Raw genomic sequence first — 21,215 nt, forward strand, 5'->3', positions numbered from 1 at the left:
GGAGGCCGGCACGGCGCAGACAGCTTCCGGAGGGCGTTCAGCATTCGCTGTGCGCCGGAATACCGCGCAGACGCTCGTCCAGCCAGAGCACGGCCTCGGGATAACCGAGACCCGCCGCGATGACGTGCTCGCCGAGCACACTGCGATACACCGCGATGACGCCCAAGGCGCACTGTTCGCGATACAGGTTGAGGGCACCCTCGGCCGGTATCCAGAATTCCTGTTCGCCGTTGTAGATGTAGAGCGGCGTCGCCGACGCGAGTCCAGCCATCCGGGTGACCGTGTAGATGTCGTGTGCCAGCGTCGATCGCAGCGGGTCGGCGATATTCGCGGCGATATCGATCGGCAGGTGCAGTACGCCCGGCAGCGCGAAAACGCTGATGCACTGGTCTTTTATCGGTGAGGTGCTCACCCACTGGGCCAGGTGGTTCATCCGGGCCAGGATCTCGGGCCGCTCCCGCGCGATACCGAAGACTGCCGCCATGAAGACACCCGAGGCCAGATTGCCGTTCATACTGCGGGCCAGGATCTCGTAGTCGGCGGGCACTCCGCCGAGCGCCGCCCCGGCCAGGGCCGGCGCGAGTTCGGGTGCGTAACTCTCGATCAATTTCACCGCACCGTGAGTGGCGATGGCACCGCCGGAATAGCCGGTCATCGCGAACCTGCTCGCGCCGAATTCGGCCGGGCGCCAGCCGCGCACCGCGCGTACCGCGTCCAGGACGGCGTGGCCCGCGACATAGGGCTCGGCATAGGCCATCAACGGTCCCTCATGGTCCGGGACGAGCACCGCGTAACCACGCAAGGCGGCCAGCTGGGTGGTGGGTGGTACGAAATCGGTGAGCGCGCTGTCGCCCGAGATACCGTGCGCCAGTGTGTAACCCGGTGTGCACTTACGGCCGAGAGCGTCGATCGGGAGATTGTTGACCACCACCGGCCGCGCCCCGGGCACCGGCGATGCGGTCGCCGGGATCACCAGCGTGGCAGTGGCGAAGGACGGGCGATCGTGCGCGTCGGTGGTCCGGTACTTGAACAACACTGCCTGTCGGATCGGCACCACAACCAGCGGCGCGGCCGAGGCAGTGATGTCGCGGACCTCGATTACCGCACCCGGCGCGAAACCGGCGAGGTCCGGTGGCCACTGGTCGAACAGGGGATCGCCGGCGGGCGCGGGTAACACCGCCTGATGCAGTGCCGCCAGACCTGGTTCCGGGCCCGTCGTCTCGCCCCCCGGTACCGGCCGGGGCAGTGGCGCGATCGGTGGTGGCGGTAGCACCTGGTCGATCCACTGCTGGATACCGGGCAGGAGCGCACCGCTGGTATCCGCGGCCGGTGGGAAGCCCGGGAGTGCGGGGAAGGGCAAGCCCGGCGGCGCGGGGGGTCGGGCGGCGGCCTGCCCGATGAGCAACGGCATGATGACGAGCAACGCGAGTGCGCCGGCACGTAAACATCTCATGGCACACGCCCCTGGATGCGATGTCGAAATATGCGGCACCCGAGGAGATGTGGAGTTCCGTCCCCCGAAATGTCCCCTGTTTTACCGGGGCCTGAGCCCAGGCTACGTGGCCGGCAGCAGGTTGCCCTGATACGTCACAAGATTGGAGGCGAGCTGCTACCGATTCGAGACAACCCGCCCGAATCGATCGCTACTTTCGATGATCATGGGTGCCCGTGGTCACCGGCGACCCGCAGGTTTCCCGTCTTCGCGCGGACACACAGAATCGACCTCACCGTCGATTTCCACACTGCCGGCGCCGATCAGTCCCCGGACCGCCCGGTGGACAGGATTTCGGTGAGCGGTAACCGCGGAGTGCGCTCCGGTCTCCGGTCGCGCTGCGGTGGCGCTCCCACCCTGACCAGGATCTGGGGCGACTGATCGCCGTCGATCAACTGCCGGACCACGTGCCTGCTGTCGGATATCTCGGTCAGATGGGTGAGCGGACAGGTCGCGTATCCCGCCCGGGTGGACTCCAGGAGTACGGCCGACACCGTTTCACCGGATCGAAGGTGATCTTCGGGCGTATCGCCGGCCGTGGAGACCACGAGCACCTCAGCATGGTCGGACGAGTTCTCGCCGGAGGTCCCGGTATCCGATGACGCGGCCGGGAATTGTCGGCCGATATCGACCTGCTCATGTTCCCGAGGTGAAACCAGGGAGGTTTTCGGGACGCCGGTGGCACCGATGACGTGCCCGGTCCACCAGTGCAGCTCCGCGTGATAGTTCGAATCGTAACGCCGGCGCGCGCCGGTCATCCGCGTGGCGTGGGCCAGGGCGGGATGGCTTTCCTCGGGCAGGATGCTGACAGCGGTGTCTGTGGTATCGACCGCCGACCGCAGTATCGGTTCGAAATCCGGCCAGCCGGGCGGCGGCCCGAACGGCAGGCGGTCTGTGTAGCGGCGGTCGATCGCCGCCGCGCGGGCACGGTCGGCATCGGTCACGAGCGGTGAATGTTCGAACGTGATGTCCGCGAGATGGGTCGTATTGCCGGGGTCGGGGAAACGTGCCACGGAAGGACGCCAACCGGCAGCCGCCATGGCTGTTCGCAAGTGGTCCAACGTGGCGCCGCAGCTGATCAGCATCTGGCGGCCGCTGGGGTCGGTCGTGGTCAGCATCCGCTCGGGTACCGCGAACAGCCGCAGTACTTCGCCATCGGATTGCCACCGCCACGGCTGGCTGTTGTGCAACGAGGGAGCCCGCGCCGCGAGGCGGACAGCTTCCGCGATTGTCGACCCGCTGGGACCAGCGCTCATATGCTCGACCATACCTATCCGAACGCGTCGCATGGACCAGCCACACGCGGACCATCTCGGTTGCGGAGCCAGTGAGATCCGGTTGCGGGATGGTTGCCACCGGTCCCCGCTTCACAGAGAATCTCCTATGCGTGCGTACGACCGGCGTGGCCTCTCGTTCATCTCGCGACAGGCGCCGCCCCCCTCCACGGCGGTCTCCGAGCGAGGATCGCGGTACGAAAGGCGCGGATATGGTGCTTCCCGGAAAACACATCGTGGCCGGTATCGACGGCTCGGAGGCCTCGCTGGGTGCCGCCGGATGGGCCGCCGCTTTCGCCGGCAAGCTCGAGCTGCCTCTGCACCTGGTGCATTCGTCGCCGGCGTCGGGTCCGATACCCGATGTGGCGTTCAGCGCCGAAGAACTGGAAGAAATGCAGCAGGCCTATCGGTCCGATCTGTTGAACTCGGCGCAAGCCGCGCTTCGAGAATGGGCGCCCGAGGTCGAGCTGAAGCTGATCGCCGACGACAAAACCCCCGCGGCCGGCCTGCTCGAAGCGGCAGGGCAGGCCGCGATGATCGCGCTGGGCGCGACCGGCGCGGGCTCGGTCGAACGCTGGCTGTTGGGATCGACCGTTCTGCGGGTGGCCAACAAGGCAGTGTGCCCGGTCGCGATATGGCGCGGTGACCCCGCCGACGCGTCCCCCGACGACCGCCCGATCGCGGTCGGATCCGACGGGAGCCCGATATCGGAAGCCGCGACCCGGCTGGCTTTCGAATGGGCCCGATTACTGTCGGTGCCGGTGACGGCGGTCCGGACCTGGACCGGCAGCTCGGCGGTCGCAGCCGCCGACCCCGGCGCGATACAGAAACGGGGCCGGACAGCGCTGGTCATCGATTGGGACGCGATTGCCCGCTCGGAAGAAAACGAACTCTCGAACATCATCGCCCCGTATCGAGCGCAGTTCCCCGACGTGGCCGTGGAACTGAGGTCCCGGCGGGGGTCTGCGGCGCGCGAACTCCTGCACGCCCTCGACCATGCCCAGATGGCGATTGTGGGCAGTAAAGGCTGGGGCCGCGTCCGCGGTGCCCTGCTCGGATCGACCGGCCAGAACGTGCTGCACCGCGCCGACCGCCCGATCGTCATCTATCGCACCGCAGACTCCTGAGGCCGTTGCCCGGCTTATTCGATAATCCCGGGTTGCTGTCCCGACAGGTGCCGGCCGGGAGTGTTCATCCATCGGGGCAGGATCACCCCGAGCGCGACCATGCCGAGGCCGAGGCCGAAGTGCAGCCAGTTGTCGGCGGTGTCGAGCGGAACGAAATTGGCGTCGCTGGTTTGGTCGATCAGCAGGCCGTAGACCCAGAGCAGCAGGTAGATCACGCCGCCCACCAGCAGGTAGGCGCGTGCCAGGACCGCGCTCGCTGCCGCGGCCAGGCCGGCCACGCCGAATATCAGGTGCACGATGTTGTGCAGTATCGACACGTTGAACAGGCCGAACAGTTGTGCTTCGGAATGGTGGCCGGCCCATTCCATGGTGTCGTAGTTCGTGGTGATGCCCGGAATGAACCCGAGCACGCCGGCCAGGAGAAATACCGCGCCGACCGCCATCGCGGCGAGCTGAACCGGGGAACGGGCAGTGCGGGTCGAACTGGTGCGGTCCGACATGGTGGTGTCCTCCCTCCCGCTGTCTTCGCAAGACCGTCTCGCGAATCGGCAACCGGATGCCGTCGCGAATGCCCCCATCGCCGCGTGGCAAACGTCGGTGGTGGCATTCTCCGCCGCGCTGTACCTCGGCGAGTTTGCCGCCGACGTTCCCGGGCATAGCCTCCTCGACACGGAAACGCCAGGAGGTTCTCGTATGCACGACAAGAACGAGCACGCCAGCGAGCCCCAGGTCCTCTCGGAACCGACGCCTCCCTATCCAGAACAGCGGCAACAGGCCCCCGGCAGCGAAGAGGATGTCCGGCCGCGCCCGCGTTACCGGTCGGACCGCTATCGCGCGGCGGGCAAACTCCGGGACAAGATCGCGCTGATCACGGGCGGCGACTCCGGTATCGGCCGGGCGGTGGCCGTGCTCTACGCGCGCGAGGGCGCCGATATCGCCATCGGGTACCTGCCCGAGGAGCAGTCGGACGCGGAGCAGACGCGCCGTGCGGTGGAGGCCGAAGGCCGTAGGTGTCTGCTGCTGCCCGGCGACCTCGCCGAAGCGTCGTTCTGCTACGACATCGTCGAGCGGACAGTTCGGGAACTGGGTGGTCTCAACATCCTGGTCAACAATGCGGCTCATCTGAACAGTCAGCTGGACCTGTCACAGCTGTCGTTCGAAGACTGGGATCGGTCGTTCAAGGTGAACGCGTACGCCTACTTTCATCTTGTTCAGGCCGCGCGCCCCCATCTGAAGGCGGGTGATTCGATCATCGCGACCGCGTCGGAGGAAGCTCTGAAGGGCAGCGATACGATGATCGACTACGCGGCCAGCAAGGCCGCGCTGGTCAATTTCACCAAATCCATCGCTTTTCACCTGGTCAAGGACGGTATTCGGGCGAACGTGGTCGCTCCCGGCCCCACTTGGACCGTTCTCAATATCGCCGACCCGAACATGCCGCAGGAGGGGCTCGCCCAGCTCGGCAGCGACGGGCCGATGGGTCGCGTGGCGCAGCCGGAGGAGCTGGCACCCGCCTATGTGTACTTGGCCTCCGATGCGGATTCCAGTTACACCGTCGGTGAGATCCTTGCTGTCACGGGCGGTTTGACCACCACCCGCTGAGACTGTTCGCTGCCGGGCCTGCACGCCCGCTTCCCCTCATTGCGGAGCCGGTCGCGGACGGCCGGGTGGATCGTTGCGTCGGATCGGGTGCCCGGCCCACCGCCGGGTCATGCTGTGCTGCGCGGGTGCGCCCCCTCAACCGCGCGTCATCCGACCGTGCCGAGCGCGGACGGTCGGTCGCCGACTGTGTGTGCGGCCAAGCCAGGCGCCACGATGTAACCAGTAATTCTGTATTTCTCCGGCTCGGCCGGAGCGGAGAAGATTCGCTTCCTCGGTGCGCCTTTCTTTCGGCGACCTGCGTCGATTGTGGGCATAGAGTCAGCCTGTGGCCGTGTCTGCCCGCCTTTGCCGACCGCATTCCCGTAATGCAGTTGGAACTCGAAGTCCTGGACAGCTGTCTGGTACAGCTGGTAAGTTATTGAGTATTCCGCCGTGATGAACCGTGCAGGCTGCACCTTGTCGGCGGTGATCGAACTCAATGAGGAGTGACGGCATGGATGGACTCAGTAGGCGAAACGCGTTGAAAGCCGGTGGGGTGGCGGGAGCTGCCGGGGCGTTCGCGGTGGTGGCGGCGACATCCACCGGTCGGGCGCAGCCGTGGACATGGTCACCGCAGGGTTCGGTAGCCGGATCCGGTTCCGGCGCCGACCCGCTGACGGTGTGGGATCCCGAGGCGGACCAGTTGGTCGCCGGGCTGATCGACCGGGGAGAAGTGCCCAGGATCAACGATGCGCTGCGGACCTGGACCCGGAACGGACAACCGCTGCCCGCCGGTCTGCCGCCGGAGTTGCGGGACTTCATGGAATATGCCCGGCAACTGCCGCAGTGGACCGATCCGGGCAAGCTGAACACTGCGATCGAGTTCAACAAGAAGCGCGGACTGTATCTCGGTGTGCTGTACGGCTTCGCCAGCGGCATGATGAGCACCGTCATCCCCAAGGAAGCCCGCTCGGTCTACTACTCCAAAGGCGGTCACGACCTCGAGGACCGTATCTCCAAAACCGCCAAACTCGGCTACGACATCGGTAGCAACAACGCCTACGCGCCCGACGGCGAAATGATCGTCACCTGCGTAAAAACCAGGCTGGTGCATGCGGCGGTGCGGCATCTGCTGCCGCAGTCACCGCACTGGGTGCATTCCGCGGAGGAGGACATCCCGATCAGTCAGAACGACATCATGGTCACCTGGCACAGCCTGCCCACAACCGTGATGAAGCATCTGACCTCCTGGAAAGTGCCCATCCCGGTGCACGAATCGGAAGCGTTCCTGCACTCCTGGCAGGTGGCCGGACATATGCTCGGCGTTCGCGACGAATACATCCCGAAATCGTGGCCGGAAGCCAACTCTCAGGCGGCGCAGGTTCTCGACCCCATCCTGGCGCCGACCCCCGAAGGGATAAAGCTGGCCGACCGGCTGCTGAGCCTGGGCGCCAATATCGACCTCACGATCCTCAGCAAGCCCGTTCTCGGCGCGTTCACCCGCTTCCTGCTCGGTGACCAGATCGCCGACGGCCTGCACATCCCGCGGGAACCGGTCTGGGATCCGCTGCTGCGGTTCAGCTGGGGTCCGTTCATCGCCGTACGCGAGGGCATTCTCACCGCCGTCCCGCCGGCCGCCGATCCCTACTGGTTGCTCGACGAGTTCCTGCGCAAGGCCGCCCTGATGTACCTGTCGGAACTGCGGATGCCGATCAGTATCGAAATCCCCACCATGAACCGCGATATGAGCGTTCCACCGCGCTGAACCATCCGGCACGCAACCCGTCACTCCGAAGACTTCGATCCACCCACCATCAAGGGAGCGCGATGACGCCCACAATCATTCGTCTTGCCGCCGCCTCGATCGCGGTGGCCGGCCTCGTCGGCACCGCGGCCGGCGCGACGGCCCAACCCGGCCCGTCCCCGTCTGTCGCGCCGGTGGCCGCGGGCGAATCCGGAACCGGGTCCTCGGCATTGGACTCCGGCTCGGCCGCCGCGCGAACGGCCGGGGTACTCGTCGGGAACGGCGATATCATCGGCATCATCGTGCTGCTCGGCGTCACCCCGTTCCAGATGCTGACCGACGGTGTCTGCGATCTGGCCACGATATCGGCCCTGCCGAGTCCCTGCTCGCCGGGACGGGCCCACTACACAGGGTGACTCGTACTCGGGTCGAGGTATCGATGATGTCCGGTGGAACTCATGCGGCGAGCCCGGAATCACGAACAGCTTCGGCCAGCGGCTCCAGCACGGCCGGGTCGTGCGGCGGCGGGAGATAGATGATCGCGAGTTCCAGGCCCTCGGCGCCCAGTGCGGCCGCCCAGTCGATGAGCTCTCCGTAGCCCAGGTCGGGGTCCAGCCGCTTCTGCGCCGAGAGCATGATCTCCTTCGGATCACGGCCGATATCGGCGCAATGCGCGGCCAGCACATCGCGTTTGCGGGCGAATTCCGCGGGAGTCCCGGCGACGAAGTTCCAGTGCTGGGCGTAACGGGCGGTGGTGCGGAGGGTGCGTTTCTCACCGTTGCCGCCGATACAGATCGGCGGGTGCGGGCGCTGCGGGCCCTTCGGCTCGTTGCGGGCGCCGGTCAGTCGATAGAACTTGCCGTCGAAATCGGTTGTCTCCCGGCTCAACAGCCCGATGAGTACTTGGCAGGCCTCGTCGAACCGGTCGAGCCGTTCGGTGATGCTGCCCAGTTCGATGCCGTACGCGCCGGATTCCTCCTCGTTCCACCCGGCGCCGATACCGAGTTCGAGGCGGCCGCCGGAGATGATGTCGAGGGTGGCGGCCATATTGGCCAGGACTGCCGGATGGCGGTAGTGCACACCGGTCACCATCGTGCCCAGGCGCAGACGTTCGGTGGCCTGAGCCAGCGCGGTCAGGGTGGTCCATCCCTCCATACAGGGCCCGGTGGAGTCGGAGAAGATGGGATAGAAGTGGTCGAAAGTCCATCCGGATTCGTAGATCTCGATATCGTCGGCGGCCCGCCAGACGGCCAGCATATCGGCCCAGGTCGTGTCCTGCGGGGAGGTCTTGAACGCGAATCGCATGAGACCCAGGCTAGAAGTTGGAGTGTGGTCCAGGTCAAAATCGGCTCGGCGGGTCGGCAGCGAAGTTATGCGAGCCCAGGCTGTTCGTCCGGCCGATCCGCTGCCGGTGCGGGCATACCGACGCGTTCCGCAATCTGATGGGACAGGACGGCCATCGCGAAAACACCCCCCGCTACGCCCGCCACCGCCCCGAATCCATCGGTCGCGAAATCGGCGAATGCGTTCAGCACGGTGAATATCAGCGCCGCGATGCGCATGGTCTGCAGTGGCCACAGCGGACCCGCCCGGCGATAGCAGAACACCGCCGGAGCCGCTGTCGCGAAGGTCAGGCAGGCGCTGACGAAGAGGATCAGTTCGGCGATCCCCATTCGCTCCAGATCGACAACGGTGTCGGCGGCCCGCAGCGACAGCCCGCCGGTCAGCAACACGACGATCCCGGTGATCACCCCCGCCGCCGAAGACGCGACCAGCAACCAGCCGATGACCGGTACCCATCGGGGGCTGCGGAGGAAACCGGGAACGAGACGCGGCAACCACTGCCGGACCGAATACAACCGGTCCACCCGATGATCGGCCGCGTCCAGCAACAACCGGATACCGTGAACGGCGCGCGGATCGGCTCCGCCTTCCGCGGCGCGGTCCAGCATCGCGCGGGCAGCACTGCGCCGATGCGCGGGCAACCCGCCAACCATCCCGGTCGCCGCGATCGCGGCGGCGTTGGCGAGATATTCGTCCACGGTCGGTGCCCGAACGATCCGCAGCAGCCGGTTGGCGACCAGGATCACCAGCACCAGCACATACATGATCTCGGCAGCGGGGCCGTAGAAATAATCGTTGTCGGCGGTGACGAATTTGCCGACTTCGTCGAGGAACAACCCGAAGCCGATACCGCCGATCACCACGGCCACCGACCGCGCGGTGAACCCGAGCAGCAGCCAGCCCACCAGCAGCGCCACCATCATTGCGGCACCGCCGTACAGGGCGTGCGCGATATGCAGCGAACCACCGCCGACCTGCGGATAATCGGTGAGCGCGAGGTAGGCGCGGGTGACCAGGATGGTGGTGATCGCAATGACCAGGAACGTCTCCGCGGACGCGTTGCCGTAGACATTGCGCACCGTTCCGGTGCGACGCCGGCCGGGGCGGGGTGCGGGCACAGCGCTCACGGCCGGTCCGTGGCCCGGCGCTGTGCGGTTTCGATGCCCGTTGTCACGAACCACTGCATGCCCCTGCCGTCGGACCCCGTCGTACTCGCGTCCGGCATACACACCGGAAGCCGACCATAACCCGATAGCCGGGCAATATCGGGTAATCGTTTCGGTAGTGGCGCGAACTGCCGGAGACTGGCCCACAACGCTGTTCGCCCGCTCGAGCGGGCGAAAAGAGGTGCTCGGCGGCGTCCCTCGGTGACCCGATACGTACGGGACCTGCCGGCCGGCGATGAGTCTGTGAAGCCTCCTGTTCGTCGAGAGGGACCGCGGTACGGGGCAGATCGACAGGCGTCCGGGCTGTGCCGGGTGGCCGGCGCCGCACGGTCAACGCCTGCGGCTCCGCGGATAACCGCGAGGCCACAGGCGAGGTTGCACAGCCCGCCGTCTTCGCTCCCGTCGTGACGAGTGGTCGCCCGGGGCCGGCGAGCTGAACGGGGTCCCCTGTTCAGCGAGTGGCGATAATCGCCGAGCCGTGACCGAAGAGGCCTTGATTCACCGCGATACCCGCACGTGCATCGTCCACCTGGCGGCCATCGGCCTCGCCGCGCAACTGCCAGGTGAGCTCGCAGACCTGCGCGATCGCCTGCGCGGGAATCGCCTCACCGAAACAGGCCAGCCCGCCGCTGGGGTTGACCGGGATCCGCCCACCCAAGGTTGTGGCGCCGCTGCGCAGCAGGTCTTCGGCGCCGCCGACCTCGCAGAGCCCGATATCCTCGTACCAGTCCAGTTCCAGTGCGGTGGAGAGATCGTAGACCTCGGCGAGGGACAGATCGGCGGGACCGAGCCCGGCCTCTTCGTAGGCGGCGTGCGCGACGGCGGAACGGAACTCGCGCGGCGGCGGCTGGACGGCCACGGCGGAATCCGTCGCGAAATCGGGCAGATCGATCACGGTTTTCGGGAACGTCGGCGTGACCGTCGACAGTGCCCGGATGCGGACCGGATCGGTCACTCCGTGGCGGCGGGCGTACTCCATCGAGGTCAGCACCAACGCGGCACCGCCGTCACTGGTCGCGCAGATATCCAGCAGGCGCAGCGGGTCCGAGACGATCGCCGAGGCCGCGACCTCCTCGGCCGACACCTCCTTGCGATAGCGGGCATACGGGTTGTGCAGGCCGTGCCGGGCGTTCTTCACCTTGACCGCGGCGAAATCGTCGAGGGTGGCGCCGTGCAGTGCCATCCGCCGGCGGGCGTACAGCGCGAAGTAGATGGGGTTGGTCGCCCCGAGCAGGTGGAAACGCAACCAGTCCGGATCGTCGCGGCGTTCGCCGCCGACCGGCTGGAAGAAACCCTTGGGGGTGGCGTCGGCGCCCACCACCAACGCTACCTCGCACAATCCGGCGAGAATCTGGGCGCGGGCGTTGGCGACGGCCTGGGCGCCCGACGCGCAGGCGGCGTAGCTGCTCGAGATCCGCGCGCCCGACCAGCCCAGTGCCTGGGCGAACGTCGCGCCGGAGACGAATCCGGGGTATCCGTTGCGGATGGTGTCCGCGCCGGCGATATAGCCGACGTCGCGGTGGTCCACCCCGGCATCGGCCAGTGCGGCCCGCGCCGCGACCAGCCCGTATTCGACGAAATTGCGTCCCCATTTGCCCCACTGGTGCATACCCGCACCGAGGACGGCGATATCGCGGTCATTCGACTCAGGCATCGACCGGCCTCCACATCCACACCGTGTGCTCCGCTTCCTCGTCTTCGTACAGCACGCCGAGGGTCAACTCGACCGGCATGCCGACAGCCAGATCGTCCACCGTGAGGCCACGCACCACCTGCCCGAGAATCACCATCTGCTCGACCTCGAGCTCTACCGCCGCCACGACGTACGGCTCGAACGGTTCGGGCGAGACATACGGCGGTGGCGGCTTGTACCGGGCGTCCGCATACGACCAGATCCGGCCACGGGTGGAGAACAGGTACTCGGCGAGCTCGGAGCCGTCCTTCGGGCCCGTGCACTGCGGGTTCCGGCAGGCGAGAGTGTTCCGTGGGAAATACGGCGTGCTACAGGTAGTGCAGCGACTTCCCTTCAGGCGCACCGTGCCGTCATCCGCGGTGAACCAGTCGGCCACGGCGGGGCGTTGTTCTTTCTGCACAGACCCGACCGTATAGGAACACGTTCTACTTTGGGCCGGAAACCCGCACCATCCGCGCGCCACCGGAGGTACCGTGAGCCGGATCGGGGAGGCAACAGCCGTCCTCGGGTCGATCTGGAGTAATACACACGATGGGTAGCGAAGTCATCGAACCGCAGTCGATCCGCAACGTCACGGTCGTCGGGGAACCCGATGAGACGACCCGCGTCGTGCACCGCCTGCTGCGCAATTTCAGCAGAACCGGAACCGGCATCTCGACCACGGTGCGGTGGACGACGGACCACAGCGATCACACGATCAGGATCGCCGAACTGTCGAGTCGCTTACCCATCGCGACCCTGGAGCGCTCCATCCGAGTGGCCGACGGGGTGATCGCGGTGATGAACGCCGCCGCGCCGCGCGCTCCCCGGCTCGAGACGCTACTGCGGGTCGCCGACGACCACCAGGTGGCACGGTTGTGCCTGGTGACCCGACTCGACCATCCCGCCGCCGACTTCGACCGCTGCCTCCGGACGATCGCCGGCACCCATGGGGCCGTGCCGTTGGCGCTCCAGGTGCCGCACGGCCTGGGCGCCGAATTCGAAGGTGCGCGCGACCTGATCCCGATGTGGGCGTGCGAACCCATGGTCGCCGATTTCCACGGGAGTCATCGGACGGTCGCCGAAGAGTGGTACGGCGACCTCCTGGCCACGGTGAGCGAGCACAATGCACTGGCTCCGGACGAAGTTCCCGGCTTCCGGAAGATCGGGGCCGACCGGTTGTACGACCGCGTCCGCCACCTCACTCACCTCGGCGATATCGCGCCGGTCCTCTGCGATACGACGCCCTCGGGCCATATCGCCCCACTCCTGGACGCGATCGTCCGATACCTGCCGTCGCCCCTGCACGTCTGCCAACCCGAGCACGCCCTCGACTATTGACCGCCGCGGGTAGGCACACGTCGTGGCACCTTCCGATGTCACCCTCGGTGCCCACGGCCGGAGGAAGCTCGACCCGGTCACCGGACTCGCCACGCACAACCGGACCGGGGCTGTGTACTTGCGATCTGCCGGTGCGCCGCGCACACGCGGGTGACCCGCTGAGAAACCGTCGGGCCGGCTCGGCCACGACGCCGGTACCGCTCGACGTGACCGACCGGCTGTTCTCGGTTCCGCCGTGTTTGTTCGTCGCGGGACATTCAGGCCACGCCCGCTCGGGATGTCCGGGGCGGTGCCGAGTGGTCCCGGCTACGCCGGTGCGTGCTTACGGCCGACTGCGGCATACAACGGCAGGGTCTGGTCGTAGGCGGCGGGCTGGTCCATCCGCGGCCGCCACCGGTGCAACGGGACGACCCCCGGTTCGATCAATTCCAGGCCGGTGAAGAACCGCTCGAACTCGTCACGGCTGCGAGGTTGCATCGCGATACCGCTCTGGGTGTAGGTCGCGACGGTGCCGGCGACGCCCTCGGGGTCGATCTCCGCGGTCAGATGCGTCATCGCCAGGTAGCTGCCCGGCGCCAGTGCATCCAGCAGGGTCGCGACGGCGTCGTAGATCGCGTCACCCGCGACGAAGTGGCCGATCGCGATGAGGCTCAGCGCGGTCGGTACGTCCGGGTCGAGGGTGTCGGTCAGCGCGGGTGCGGACAGGATCGTGTCCGGTGCGGTGAGATCGGCGTTGATATAGCCGGTGCGCCCCTCCCGGGTGCCGGTCATGAGTGCCCGCGCGTGGGCGAGGACCAGTGGATCGTTGTCCACATACACCACCCGCGCGGCCGGATTCACCTCCTGGACGACCTGATGCAGATTCGGTTCGGTCGGAATCCCCGTGCCGATATCGAGGAACTGGCCGATCCCCGACTCGGCCGCGAATCGCGCGGCGCGGTGCATGAAGTCCCGATTGGCCCGGGCGACCTTACGCGCGTCCGGAACCGCCTGCTCCACCTTCGCCGCGGCTTGCTGGTCTGCCGGATAGTTGTCCTTACCGCCGAGCAGGTAGTCGTAGATCCGGGCGCTGTGCGGTTTGTCGGTTTGCAGATCCAACGATTTTCTCGCCACAGCACACTCCGATCCGAGAACTACACCCGTACAACACAGTCGACAATATCGCCGATCCCGATTTCACCGCATGCGAGGTGCGGAGATCGGTGCAGGTGGCGCAAGTTTCGTTGCGGGGGTGGCGCAGCGCCCGGTGGCGCTGCCCGTTTGCTGCGGATAGCTTCAATGGGTGCAGGACCACCTCGACGACCTCCGATTCGCCCATGTTCTCGTGGATTCCGCGGCCGCGGCGAGCATGGAACGCTTCAAGGCCCTCGACCTCGTTGTCGAGTCGAAGCCGGATCTGGAAGCGGTGCGCGAATCGGAAACCGAGGTGGAGAAGCTCATTCGCGGTCAGCTGCAGCGTTCCCGTCCGCGTGACGCTGTGCTCGGCGAGGGGGAGGGGCTGGAGGGCACCGGTCCGCGTTGCTGGGTAGTGGATGCCATCGACGGTCTCGAGAACTATGCGCGCGGAGTACCGGTGTGGGCCACGCAGATTTCGCTGATCGAAGCATCGGAGGGTGGCTACCGGCCGGTGGTCGGCGTCGTATCCGCCCCCGCGCTCGGCCGCCGCTGGTGGGCCGCGCAGGACCACGGCGCATTCACCGGCCGTAATCTGTCCTCGGCCACCCGGATGCGCGTCTCGGGTGTTTCGAAATTGCCGGACGCGTCGTTCGCGTACTCCTCGTTCGCGGGCTGGGAGGAACAGGGCCGGCTCAGCGGTCTGCTGGCGCTTTCCCGGGAGGTGTGGCGTACGCGTGCGTACGGCGATTTCTGGCCCTACATGATGGTCGCCGAAGGCGTGGTAGATATCTGCGCCGACCCGGACCTCTCGCCGTTGGAGATGGCCGCACATGCCGTCATCGTGACCGAGGCCGGTGGCGCCTTCACCGGACTGGACGGTAGCCCGGGGCCTCTCGGCGACAGCGCGGCCGCCTCGAACGGACTGCTCCACGACGAGTTGCTCGGATACCTGAACGAGCGTTACTGACGAGTGCGGTCTCCGATGAGCTCCGAGGGCCGTCCGGCGAGAAATCCGGCGGGCCGTGCGGTTTCTCGGGAGCGTCTGTGCGCGGCCCGGCGGACAGCATTGCGCGGATTCATCCCTTCGCCGTATGTAGGAGGATGGCGGTCGCCAGTTCCTCGTGCACCTGTGGTGGGAGCGTATGGCCCATCCCGGCGACGATCTGTAGCCGAGCTCCCGGGATCTGTTCGGCGATCACCGCCCCGTGACCCCGTTTGACCGGTTCGTGACTGCCTTCCACGACCAGAGCGGGTACCTGTACCCGGTGTAGTACGCCGGTCGGCTCGAAATCGGGCCGGGCGGCGGCCGCCAGACGGTGGTTCGCTGCGGCCGACAGGTCGCGGGCCCGGTCGTGGATCCGTTCCTGCAGTTCGTGTGCCGCCGCGTCGTCGAACGGCAGGCCGTTTCCGTGCAGTACGCGCTGTTCGGCGACCATGCCGTCGATACGAGTGCGCCGGTCCGCCGGCGGCGGTGCTGCCATGAGCTCGCGGTAGAAGGTGACGAATTCCGATGACGGCGCGGGCAGGCTTCCCTGGTCCTGGGGTTCACCGAGCAGGGCGCGCATGAGGACCTGGCCCTCGCCGCCGCCGAGCGGTGAGGAGCCGATGACGGTCAGTGAGCGCACCCGTTCCGGCCGTTCCACCGCGACGAGCTGGGCGAGCAGGCCGCCCGCCGAATGCCCCACCAGATGCGCGCTTTCCAGACCGTGGGCGTCCAGCACGCGGTACACATCGTTCTTGATGTCCTCCCAGGTGTACGGCTGGGTCGCGAAGTCGACGGTGTCCGACATTCCGGTGTCGCGGTGGTCGTACCGGATCACCCGGCGACCTCCGGCGACGAGACGGTCGATGAACTCCTCCGGCCACAGGATGCCCTGCGACATCGACCCCATGATCAACAGGATCGGAGTATCCGTGGCGGTGCCGAACTCTTCGCTCCAGATCTTCACGTCACACATATCGTCCTCTTCTGCGGCACTGCCGAGCGCCGATCTTTTCGGTGTTGTCGAACCGGCCGGTTCTGTTTGTGCGAGCTGGCTCCGGGGCGACCCCGGAGCGGTGCTACCGGGCGCCGCGCCGGGTGTGCCGGGGCAGGCTCTTTTTGGTGATTGCCGCGCGCGGCGGTGTGGGCCGAGCCGCGAGGCGCTGGTGGTTGTCCGGAATCGGGAAGGTGCCGTGTGGCTTTCGCATATCGGTTCCGCCTTTCGGCGAGGACGGTGGGAGCAGAACGGGCGCCGCCCTTGCTTCTTACCGCCTCGTCTGTAGTACTCTGAACGAAGTGATTTGAACCGTAGTACTACAGATGGAGTGGTGTCAAGTGGTTCGTACCAACCCCCAGCGCCGCCAGGCGTTGCTGGACGCATCGATCGAGGTCCTGGCCCGGGACGGGGCCCGAGGTTTGACCTTCCGCGCAGTGGACAAAGAGGCCGAGGTGCCGGCCGGCACCGCCTCCAATTACTTCGCCAACCGTGACGACCTCCTGGTTCAGACGGGACACCGGTATTACGAGAGGCTGGTCCCGGACGAATCGGTCATGGTGAAACTCCAGGGACCCCGGTCCCGCGAGACCGTCACCGAACTCATGACCGAAGTCGTCGGACGTGTCACCCGGTTCCGCACCGGCTATCTCGCGCTCCTCGAACTCCGGCTGGAAGCCACCCGGCGGCCCGAACTGCAAGCTCTGCTCACCGAAAGGGTCCGAGCCGATCTGGACTTCAATATCCGCAACCACGTGGACAACGGGATGCCGGGCGACGAGAACACCGTCGTCCTGCTCTTCCTTGCCCTCAACTGGCTTATTCTCGAACGACTCACCCTGCCCGGGGTGTTCACCGAGGAGCGGGCCGGTGAACTGGTCCGCATGGCGGTCGAGCGCGCGATTCCCGCCACCGGCCGCGCCTGAGCAGCCCCGGCCGGTGTGCCTGTGGGGTGGCGCCCGTCGCCGGTTCGCGCGCTGCCAGCGGCCTTGACTGTTGTATGGACACCCGTCTAACTTCGTTTCAGCTGCCGAGAGACGTGGACCGGTCGGAACCCGCTCGGGCCCCTCGGCGAGTACGCCCGTACCGCGAATGGCCGGAGCCGGCCCTCCGCCCGACAACGATGATCGAAGGTGCCACGATGAGTAATCCGACCGAGCCGCTGCTGGGACAGGTGGCTCTGGTGACGGGCGCGGCCCGCGGCCAGGGCCGCGCGCATGCGGTCCGGCTGGCCGAGCAGGGCGCCGATATCATCGCCGTCGACGCGTGTGCGCAGATCTCCGGCACCGTCACCTATCCCGCCGCCACTGCCGAGGATCTCGCGGAGACCGCGCGGCTGGTCGAGTCCGCGGGCCGCAAGATCCTGACCCGTGCGGTCGATATCCGGGATCTGGCGGCGCTGCAACAGCTGGTGGCCGACGGTATGGCACAGTTCGGCCGCCTCGACGTGCTGATCGCCAACGCGGGGGTGCTGAGCTGGGCTCGCCTGTGGGAGATGAGCGAAGAACAGTGGGACACCGTCGTCGACGTCAACCTCAGTGGTACGTGGCGCACGATCCGGGCGGCGTTACCGGCGATGATCGAGGCGGGCAACGGTGGATCGGTGGTGATCGTCAGTTCGTCGGCCGGTTTGAAAGCGACACCGGGTAACGGGCACTACGCGGCCTCCAAGCACGGGCTGGTGGCATTGACCAATACGCTGGCGCTGGAGGCGGGTGAATTCGGCATCCGGGTGAACTCGATCCACCCCTACTCGGTGGACACCCCGATGATCCAGCCGGACGACATGATGGCGATGTTCGGCAAGCATCCGTCGTTCCTGCACAGTTTCCCGCCGGTGCCACTGCGGTCGGCCAACGACGGTCAGAGCGGTTTCATGCCGGTCGAGGACGTCGCCGAAGTGGTGGCATGGCTGGCCGGTCCCGCGTCGGTGGCCATCACCGGTACGCAGATCCCGGTCGACGCGGGTGCGTTGAAATACTGAGGCCGGATATGCGGGTGCTGATCACCGGCGCTACCGGCTTCGTCGGCGCCTGGACCGCCAAAGCCGTACACGACCGTGGGCACCGGGTGCGGTTGCTGGTCCGTGACCCCGCTCGGTTGGCCCCGATCGCGTCGGCACTGGATTTCGATGCCTCCGACGTGGTGCGTGGGGATATGACCGACCCCGATCGGGTGCGCGAAGCGCTCGACGGCTGCGACGCGGTGGTGCATGCCGCCGCAGTCGTAGCGCTGCGGGCGGATGCGGCCGACGAGATGATCCGGGCCAACCTCGCCGGTGCCCGGAATGTGCTCGGTCAGGCAGCAGGCCGCGGTATCGACCCGATCGTGTACGTATCGAGCATGACGGCGCTGTGGCATCCGCGGTGCCCGCTGCTGCACCCCGATCTACCGCCGGCGGGCGGCAGCGACGGCTACGCCACCTCGAAGGCGCGGGTGGAGGAGTACGCCCGGGAACTGCAACAGCAGGGCGCACCCGTGGTGGTGACCTATCCGAGTTGCATTGTGGGACCGGCGGCCGGGGATCAGTTCGGGGAATCCGGTGAAGCCATCGCCGCCTTCACCCGCGTCGGCATTCCGGGGCGCGGCGCGGCCTTCACGATCGGTGATGTCCGCGATCTCGCCGAGGCCCATGTGCGGCTTCTCGAACCCGGCCGCGGACCGCGGCGTTACGTTCTGGGCGGACATCATGTGACAGGCGCCGAATTGGCCGGTCTGCTCACGGATATCACGGGCCGGCGGGTCCGCTACTACGGTGTTCCCGACCGCCTGCTCGTCGGCGCCGGTAAGCTCGCGGACCGCTTCCGGCACCTGCTGCCGGCCGGTATGAGCCAGCTCAGCGAGACCTCGATCCGCTACCTCACCGACTCGCCACCCACCGACGACGGCCCCGCCGAACGCGATCTCGGCATCGCCTTCCGGCCGGTCCGGCAGACATTGGCGGACCTGGTCGCCGATCGTCGCCGGCGCTAGGCCGGGACGCCACCGTCCGGACCCGGCGTGGCCGAGGGGTGCCGGTTCGGTTCGGCTGCTGCTGTACACCGAGCAGTAACGTCGACTCGGACGCTGCCACCGACTCCGAAATCCGCGGTGTCGGTGTGATTCTCGGTGCCCAGGCGTATTGCCCGCGGAACCTGCGCCCCCCGGGAGTACGGAACCTGCGCCCCGCGGAACACGGAATCTGCGCCCCAGGGTAATGGATCCGAGATGAACGCCGATTTGTACTGCGCGCTGCGCGAGGTCGTGCGGGTGCTCACAACGTCGTCGCGACCTGCCACGCGGTATGAATCGCACCCTGAATGTAATCGACCTTCGCGGCGTCGCCCACGATATGCACCTCGGGAACGACTCCGTCCAGCGCCTCGGCGAGTTGCGCTCCCGCGGAGACTTCGGAGGCGACGACCACCATATCCGCCCGGGCAGTAGCGGTCTCGTCTCCGACGGTGAACTCGACATGTGTTCCGGTGATCCGCTGCACCGTGGCCTGGCGATGGATTTCCACACCCGCCTCACCCGCGTGCCGCACAGCGGTCCACCGCCGCGGTAGCGCCATCGGCAGACCGAGTTGCCGGCTTTCCTCGAGGAGTGTCACGTTGCGTCCGCGTTCGGCCAGGAACTCCGAAAGCTCCAGTCCGACCAGCGAACCGCCGATCACGACGATGTTCTTGCCCATCGGCAGGAACGTGCGGGTGACAGCGCGGATCGCCGCCGCGCTCCTGGTGATGCCGGCGAGTTTGCCGAGCCGGGCGATGGTCCGCAGCACCAGCGGCACCTGCGAAACATCTCCGGATCCGGTCATCAAGGCGCGCAAGGTATCACCGGTGTACACGTGCGGCAGTTCGCTGCCCGGCACCGCCGGTCGCCCGCGCACCGCGCCGGTGGCGACGACCACCGCATCCGGTTGTAGCCCCTGGACCGATGCCACCGTCGCCTCGGACTTCAGGCGGATCTCGACGCCCAGGCGCCGCATCTGTACCTTCAGCCAGTCCAGCAGCATCTGGTTGTCCGGTGTGGTGAGTCCGGAAAACCAGAGCGTGCCGCCGAGCCGGTCGGCTTTGTCCAATACGGTCACGCGGTGGCCGCGCTCGGCGGCCACCCGGGCGGCCTCGAGTCCGCCGGGACCCGCGCCGACCACGACCACATGTTTTCGTGCGGCGGCAGGTATGAGCGGAAGCAGTTTCTCGTGGCCCAGTGCGGGGTTGACGGCACAGAGAGGAGTGTCGTCCCAGAAGTTCTCCTGGACGCATACGTAGCAGTTGATACACGGTCGGACCTGTTCCGGCGTCCCCGCACGGAGTTTGTTCACCAGGTCCGGATCGGCCAGCAGTTGCCGGCCCATGGCCACGAAATCGGCCGTGCCTTCCGCGATCGCCCGCTCGCCGACCTCGGGCAGCACCCGGCCGACGGCGATCACCGGGATGGATACGGCCTTCTTCACCGCGGCCGCCAGGTCCGTATAGGCGCCGACACGGTCGGGCAGCGGACCGTCGGTGAAATTGGCGAACGGGTTACGACCCCACCCGGTGACATGGATGGCGTCGGCGCCGGCCGCCTCGAACAGTGCCGCCGCCCGTACGGCCTCGTCGGTGGTCAGCGCGCCGTCCTCGCCGAATTCCCGGCCGGCGACGCGTACCAGGATCGCGAGCGAATCGCCTACCTCCGCCTCGACCGCCCGGATCACCTCCACCGCCAGACGTGCTCGGTTCTCGAGCGATCCGCCGTATTCGTCCGTGCGTTTGTTGTCCGCGCGGCTCAGGAAGGCGCCGAGTACATAACCGTGCGCGACATGGATCTCGACCGCGTCCCCGCCGGCCTCGCGCACCCGTCCCGCGGCTTCGGCGAAACAGCGCACCAGCCAGTCGATATCGTCCTGGGTGGCCTCGTGATATGTGGCCTGCTTACCTGCCGTGACCGCGGCCATCTTCCGTAGTTCGCCGGGGGTGTTGTCGGCGAGCGCGGACAGATCCGCGGGGCCGGCCGGTGCCGACGGAACCAGCAGCGGCCGATCCTGGACTGTATCGATCCGGGCGATCTTGCCGTGATGGGTCATCTGCACACAGAGCTTGCTACCCGCGGCGTGGACGGCGTCGGCCAGAGCTTTGAGGCCGGGAACGAACCGGTCCTCGGAAAGTCCGGGTTCCTTGGTGCTCGCGCACCCGACCGGATAGGCGACAGCGCAGGCGCCGGTGATGACGAGCCCGGTGCCGCCGGCCGCACGGGCGGTGTAATGATCGATATCGCCCTGTTCGATCTCGCCGTCCTCGCACAGGTTCATATCCATCGCGGGCAAGACCACGCGGTTGGCCAGCGAAACCGGGCCGATGGTCCCGGGGGCGAGCAGGTGCGGGAAGGTCTTCGTGCGGGTCACGCGTCGAAACTAGT

The 21,215-nt window shown here is 67.1% G+C and carries 19 protein-coding genes; 9 read left to right on the forward strand and 10 right to left on the reverse strand.

What is annotated here, in order from left to right; all coding sequences use genetic code 11:
- Window positions 1-37: 37 nt before the first annotated feature.
- Together QH195_RS23430 and QH195_RS23435 are read right to left on the reverse strand one after the other, a co-directional pair.
- A complete protein-coding gene (locus tag QH195_RS23430; RefSeq protein WP_280437024.1) occupies window positions 38-1,453 on the reverse strand; it encodes a lipase family protein in 1,416 nt (471 codons plus the stop codon).
- 302 nt (window positions 1,454-1,755) lie between these two features.
- Window positions 1,756-2,748 (reverse strand): Acg family FMN-binding oxidoreductase, encoded by a 993-nt coding sequence (locus tag QH195_RS23435; protein ID WP_280437025.1) that lies wholly within the window; start codon window positions 2,746-2,748, stop codon window positions 1,756-1,758.
- Window positions 2,749-2,978: 230 nt separating this feature from the next.
- On the opposite strand from QH195_RS23435, the gene QH195_RS23440 reads away from it, so the two are divergent.
- On the forward strand, window positions 2,979-3,893 hold the full coding sequence (locus tag QH195_RS23440; RefSeq protein WP_280437026.1) for a universal stress protein: 915 nt from the start codon (window positions 2,979-2,981) through the stop codon (window positions 3,891-3,893).
- A gap of 14 nt (window positions 3,894-3,907) precedes the next feature.
- On the opposite strand, the gene QH195_RS23445 is transcribed toward QH195_RS23440, so the two are convergent.
- The gene (locus QH195_RS23445) at window positions 3,908-4,393 is read right to left on the reverse strand and encodes a DUF4383 domain-containing protein (protein ID WP_280437027.1); all 486 of its coding nucleotides are present in this window, start codon (window positions 4,391-4,393) and stop codon (window positions 3,908-3,910) included.
- Between the two features lie 193 nt (window positions 4,394-4,586).
- Between QH195_RS23445 and QH195_RS23450 the strand changes: the two genes are divergently transcribed.
- From QH195_RS23450 to QH195_RS23460, 3 genes are all read left to right on the forward strand, one after another.
- Window positions 4,587-5,495: an SDR family oxidoreductase gene (locus QH195_RS23450; RefSeq protein ID WP_280437028.1), complete on the forward strand. Its 909-nt coding sequence runs from the start codon at window positions 4,587-4,589 to the stop codon at window positions 5,493-5,495.
- 493 nt (window positions 5,496-5,988) lie between these two features.
- Window positions 5,989-7,239 (forward strand): oxygenase MpaB family protein, encoded by a 1,251-nt coding sequence (locus QH195_RS23455; RefSeq protein WP_280423739.1) that lies wholly within the window; start codon window positions 5,989-5,991, stop codon window positions 7,237-7,239.
- 62 nt (window positions 7,240-7,301) lie between these two features.
- On the forward strand, window positions 7,302-7,634 hold the full coding sequence (locus QH195_RS23460) for a hypothetical protein (protein WP_280437029.1): 333 nt from the start codon (window positions 7,302-7,304) through the stop codon (window positions 7,632-7,634).
- A 40-nt stretch (window positions 7,635-7,674) separates the two neighbouring features.
- Here the strand turns inward: QH195_RS23460 and QH195_RS23465 are convergent, their stop codons facing one another.
- From QH195_RS23465 to QH195_RS23480, 4 genes are all read right to left on the reverse strand, one after another.
- Complete coding sequence (locus tag QH195_RS23465; RefSeq protein WP_280437030.1) at window positions 7,675-8,523, reverse strand: LLM class F420-dependent oxidoreductase; 849 nt, start codon at window positions 8,521-8,523, stop codon at window positions 7,675-7,677.
- Between the two features lie 65 nt (window positions 8,524-8,588).
- Window positions 8,589-9,689 (reverse strand): hypothetical protein, encoded by a 1,101-nt coding sequence (locus QH195_RS23470; RefSeq protein WP_280437031.1) that lies wholly within the window; start codon window positions 9,687-9,689, stop codon window positions 8,589-8,591.
- Between the two features lie 490 nt (window positions 9,690-10,179).
- Window positions 10,180-11,382, reverse strand: a complete 1,203-nt coding sequence (locus QH195_RS23475) for a lipid-transfer protein (RefSeq protein WP_280423743.1) — start codon at window positions 11,380-11,382, stop codon at window positions 10,180-10,182.
- Complete coding sequence (locus QH195_RS23480; RefSeq protein ID WP_280423788.1) at window positions 11,375-11,797, reverse strand: Zn-ribbon domain-containing OB-fold protein; 423 nt, start codon at window positions 11,795-11,797, stop codon at window positions 11,375-11,377. The genes QH195_RS23475 and QH195_RS23480 overlap by 8 nt, the downstream gene beginning before the upstream one ends.
- 155 nt (window positions 11,798-11,952) lie before the next feature.
- On the opposite strand from QH195_RS23480, the gene QH195_RS23485 reads away from it, so the two are divergent.
- Window positions 11,953-12,741: a GTP-binding protein gene (locus QH195_RS23485; protein ID WP_280437032.1), complete on the forward strand. Its 789-nt coding sequence runs from the start codon at window positions 11,953-11,955 to the stop codon at window positions 12,739-12,741.
- A 306-nt stretch (window positions 12,742-13,047) separates the two neighbouring features.
- Here the strand turns inward: QH195_RS23485 and QH195_RS23490 are convergent, their stop codons facing one another.
- Window positions 13,048-13,854, reverse strand: coding sequence for an SAM-dependent methyltransferase (locus QH195_RS23490; RefSeq protein WP_280437033.1), 807 nt, complete (start codon window positions 13,852-13,854; stop codon window positions 13,048-13,050).
- Between the two features lie 169 nt (window positions 13,855-14,023).
- Between QH195_RS23490 and QH195_RS23495 the strand changes: the two genes are divergently transcribed.
- A complete protein-coding gene (locus QH195_RS23495) occupies window positions 14,024-14,824 on the forward strand; it encodes an inositol monophosphatase family protein (RefSeq protein ID WP_280423746.1) in 801 nt (266 codons plus the stop codon).
- 109 nt (window positions 14,825-14,933) lie between these two features.
- Here QH195_RS23495 and QH195_RS23500 read toward each other — a convergent pair whose 3' ends face one another.
- The gene (locus tag QH195_RS23500; RefSeq protein ID WP_280437034.1) at window positions 14,934-15,815 is read right to left on the reverse strand and encodes an alpha/beta fold hydrolase; all 882 of its coding nucleotides are present in this window, start codon (window positions 15,813-15,815) and stop codon (window positions 14,934-14,936) included.
- A gap of 359 nt (window positions 15,816-16,174) precedes the next feature.
- On the opposite strand from QH195_RS23500, the gene QH195_RS23505 reads away from it, so the two are divergent.
- From QH195_RS23505 to QH195_RS23515, 3 genes are all read left to right on the forward strand, one after another.
- Entirely contained in the window at window positions 16,175-16,759 is a 585-nt protein-coding gene (locus QH195_RS23505; RefSeq protein WP_280423748.1) for a TetR/AcrR family transcriptional regulator, read from the forward strand.
- 215 nt (window positions 16,760-16,974) lie between these two features.
- Entirely contained in the window at window positions 16,975-17,817 is an 843-nt protein-coding gene (locus QH195_RS23510; RefSeq protein ID WP_280437035.1) for a mycofactocin-coupled SDR family oxidoreductase, read from the forward strand.
- An 8-nt stretch (window positions 17,818-17,825) separates the two neighbouring features.
- Window positions 17,826-18,806, forward strand: coding sequence for an SDR family NAD(P)-dependent oxidoreductase (locus QH195_RS23515; protein ID WP_280437036.1), 981 nt, complete (start codon window positions 17,826-17,828; stop codon window positions 18,804-18,806).
- Between the two features lie 280 nt (window positions 18,807-19,086).
- On the opposite strand, the gene QH195_RS23520 is transcribed toward QH195_RS23515, so the two are convergent.
- Window positions 19,087-21,201 (reverse strand): FAD-dependent oxidoreductase, encoded by a 2,115-nt coding sequence (locus QH195_RS23520; protein WP_280437037.1) that lies wholly within the window; start codon window positions 21,199-21,201, stop codon window positions 19,087-19,089.
- Window positions 21,202-21,215 lie beyond the last annotated feature (14 nt).

It is taken from the genome of Nocardia carnea (genome assembly GCF_029868855.1).
Taxonomy (GTDB): Bacteria; Actinomycetota; Actinomycetes; order Mycobacteriales; family Mycobacteriaceae; genus Nocardia; species Nocardia carnea_A.

Coding starts and splice junctions, on each gene's coding strand:
- QH195_RS23430 (WP_280437024.1), bottom strand. CDS start 1,453: ATGAGATGTTTACGTGCCGGCGCACTCGCGTTGCTCGTCATCATGCCG.
- QH195_RS23435 (WP_280437025.1), bottom strand. CDS start 2,748: ATGAGCGCTGGTCCCAGCGGGTCGACAATCGCGGAAGCTGTCCGCCTC.
- QH195_RS23440 (WP_280437026.1), top strand. CDS start 2,979: ATGGTGCTTCCCGGAAAACACATCGTGGCCGGTATCGACGGCTCGGAG.
- QH195_RS23445 (WP_280437027.1), bottom strand. CDS start 4,393: ATGTCGGACCGCACCAGTTCGACCCGCACTGCCCGTTCCCCGGTTCAG.
- QH195_RS23450 (WP_280437028.1), top strand. CDS start 4,587: ATGCACGACAAGAACGAGCACGCCAGCGAGCCCCAGGTCCTCTCGGAA.
- QH195_RS23455 (WP_280423739.1), top strand. CDS start 5,989: ATGGATGGACTCAGTAGGCGAAACGCGTTGAAAGCCGGTGGGGTGGCG.
- QH195_RS23460 (WP_280437029.1), top strand. CDS start 7,302: ATGACGCCCACAATCATTCGTCTTGCCGCCGCCTCGATCGCGGTGGCC.
- QH195_RS23465 (WP_280437030.1), bottom strand. CDS start 8,523: ATGCGATTCGCGTTCAAGACCTCCCCGCAGGACACGACCTGGGCCGAT.
- QH195_RS23475 (WP_280423743.1), bottom strand. CDS start 11,382: ATGCCTGAGTCGAATGACCGCGATATCGCCGTCCTCGGTGCGGGTATG.
- QH195_RS23485 (WP_280437032.1), top strand. CDS start 11,953: ATGGGTAGCGAAGTCATCGAACCGCAGTCGATCCGCAACGTCACGGTC.
- QH195_RS23500 (WP_280437034.1), bottom strand. CDS start 15,815: ATGTGTGACGTGAAGATCTGGAGCGAAGAGTTCGGCACCGCCACGGAT.
- QH195_RS23510 (WP_280437035.1), top strand. CDS start 16,975: ATGAGTAATCCGACCGAGCCGCTGCTGGGACAGGTGGCTCTGGTGACG.
- QH195_RS23515 (WP_280437036.1), top strand. CDS start 17,826: ATGCGGGTGCTGATCACCGGCGCTACCGGCTTCGTCGGCGCCTGGACC.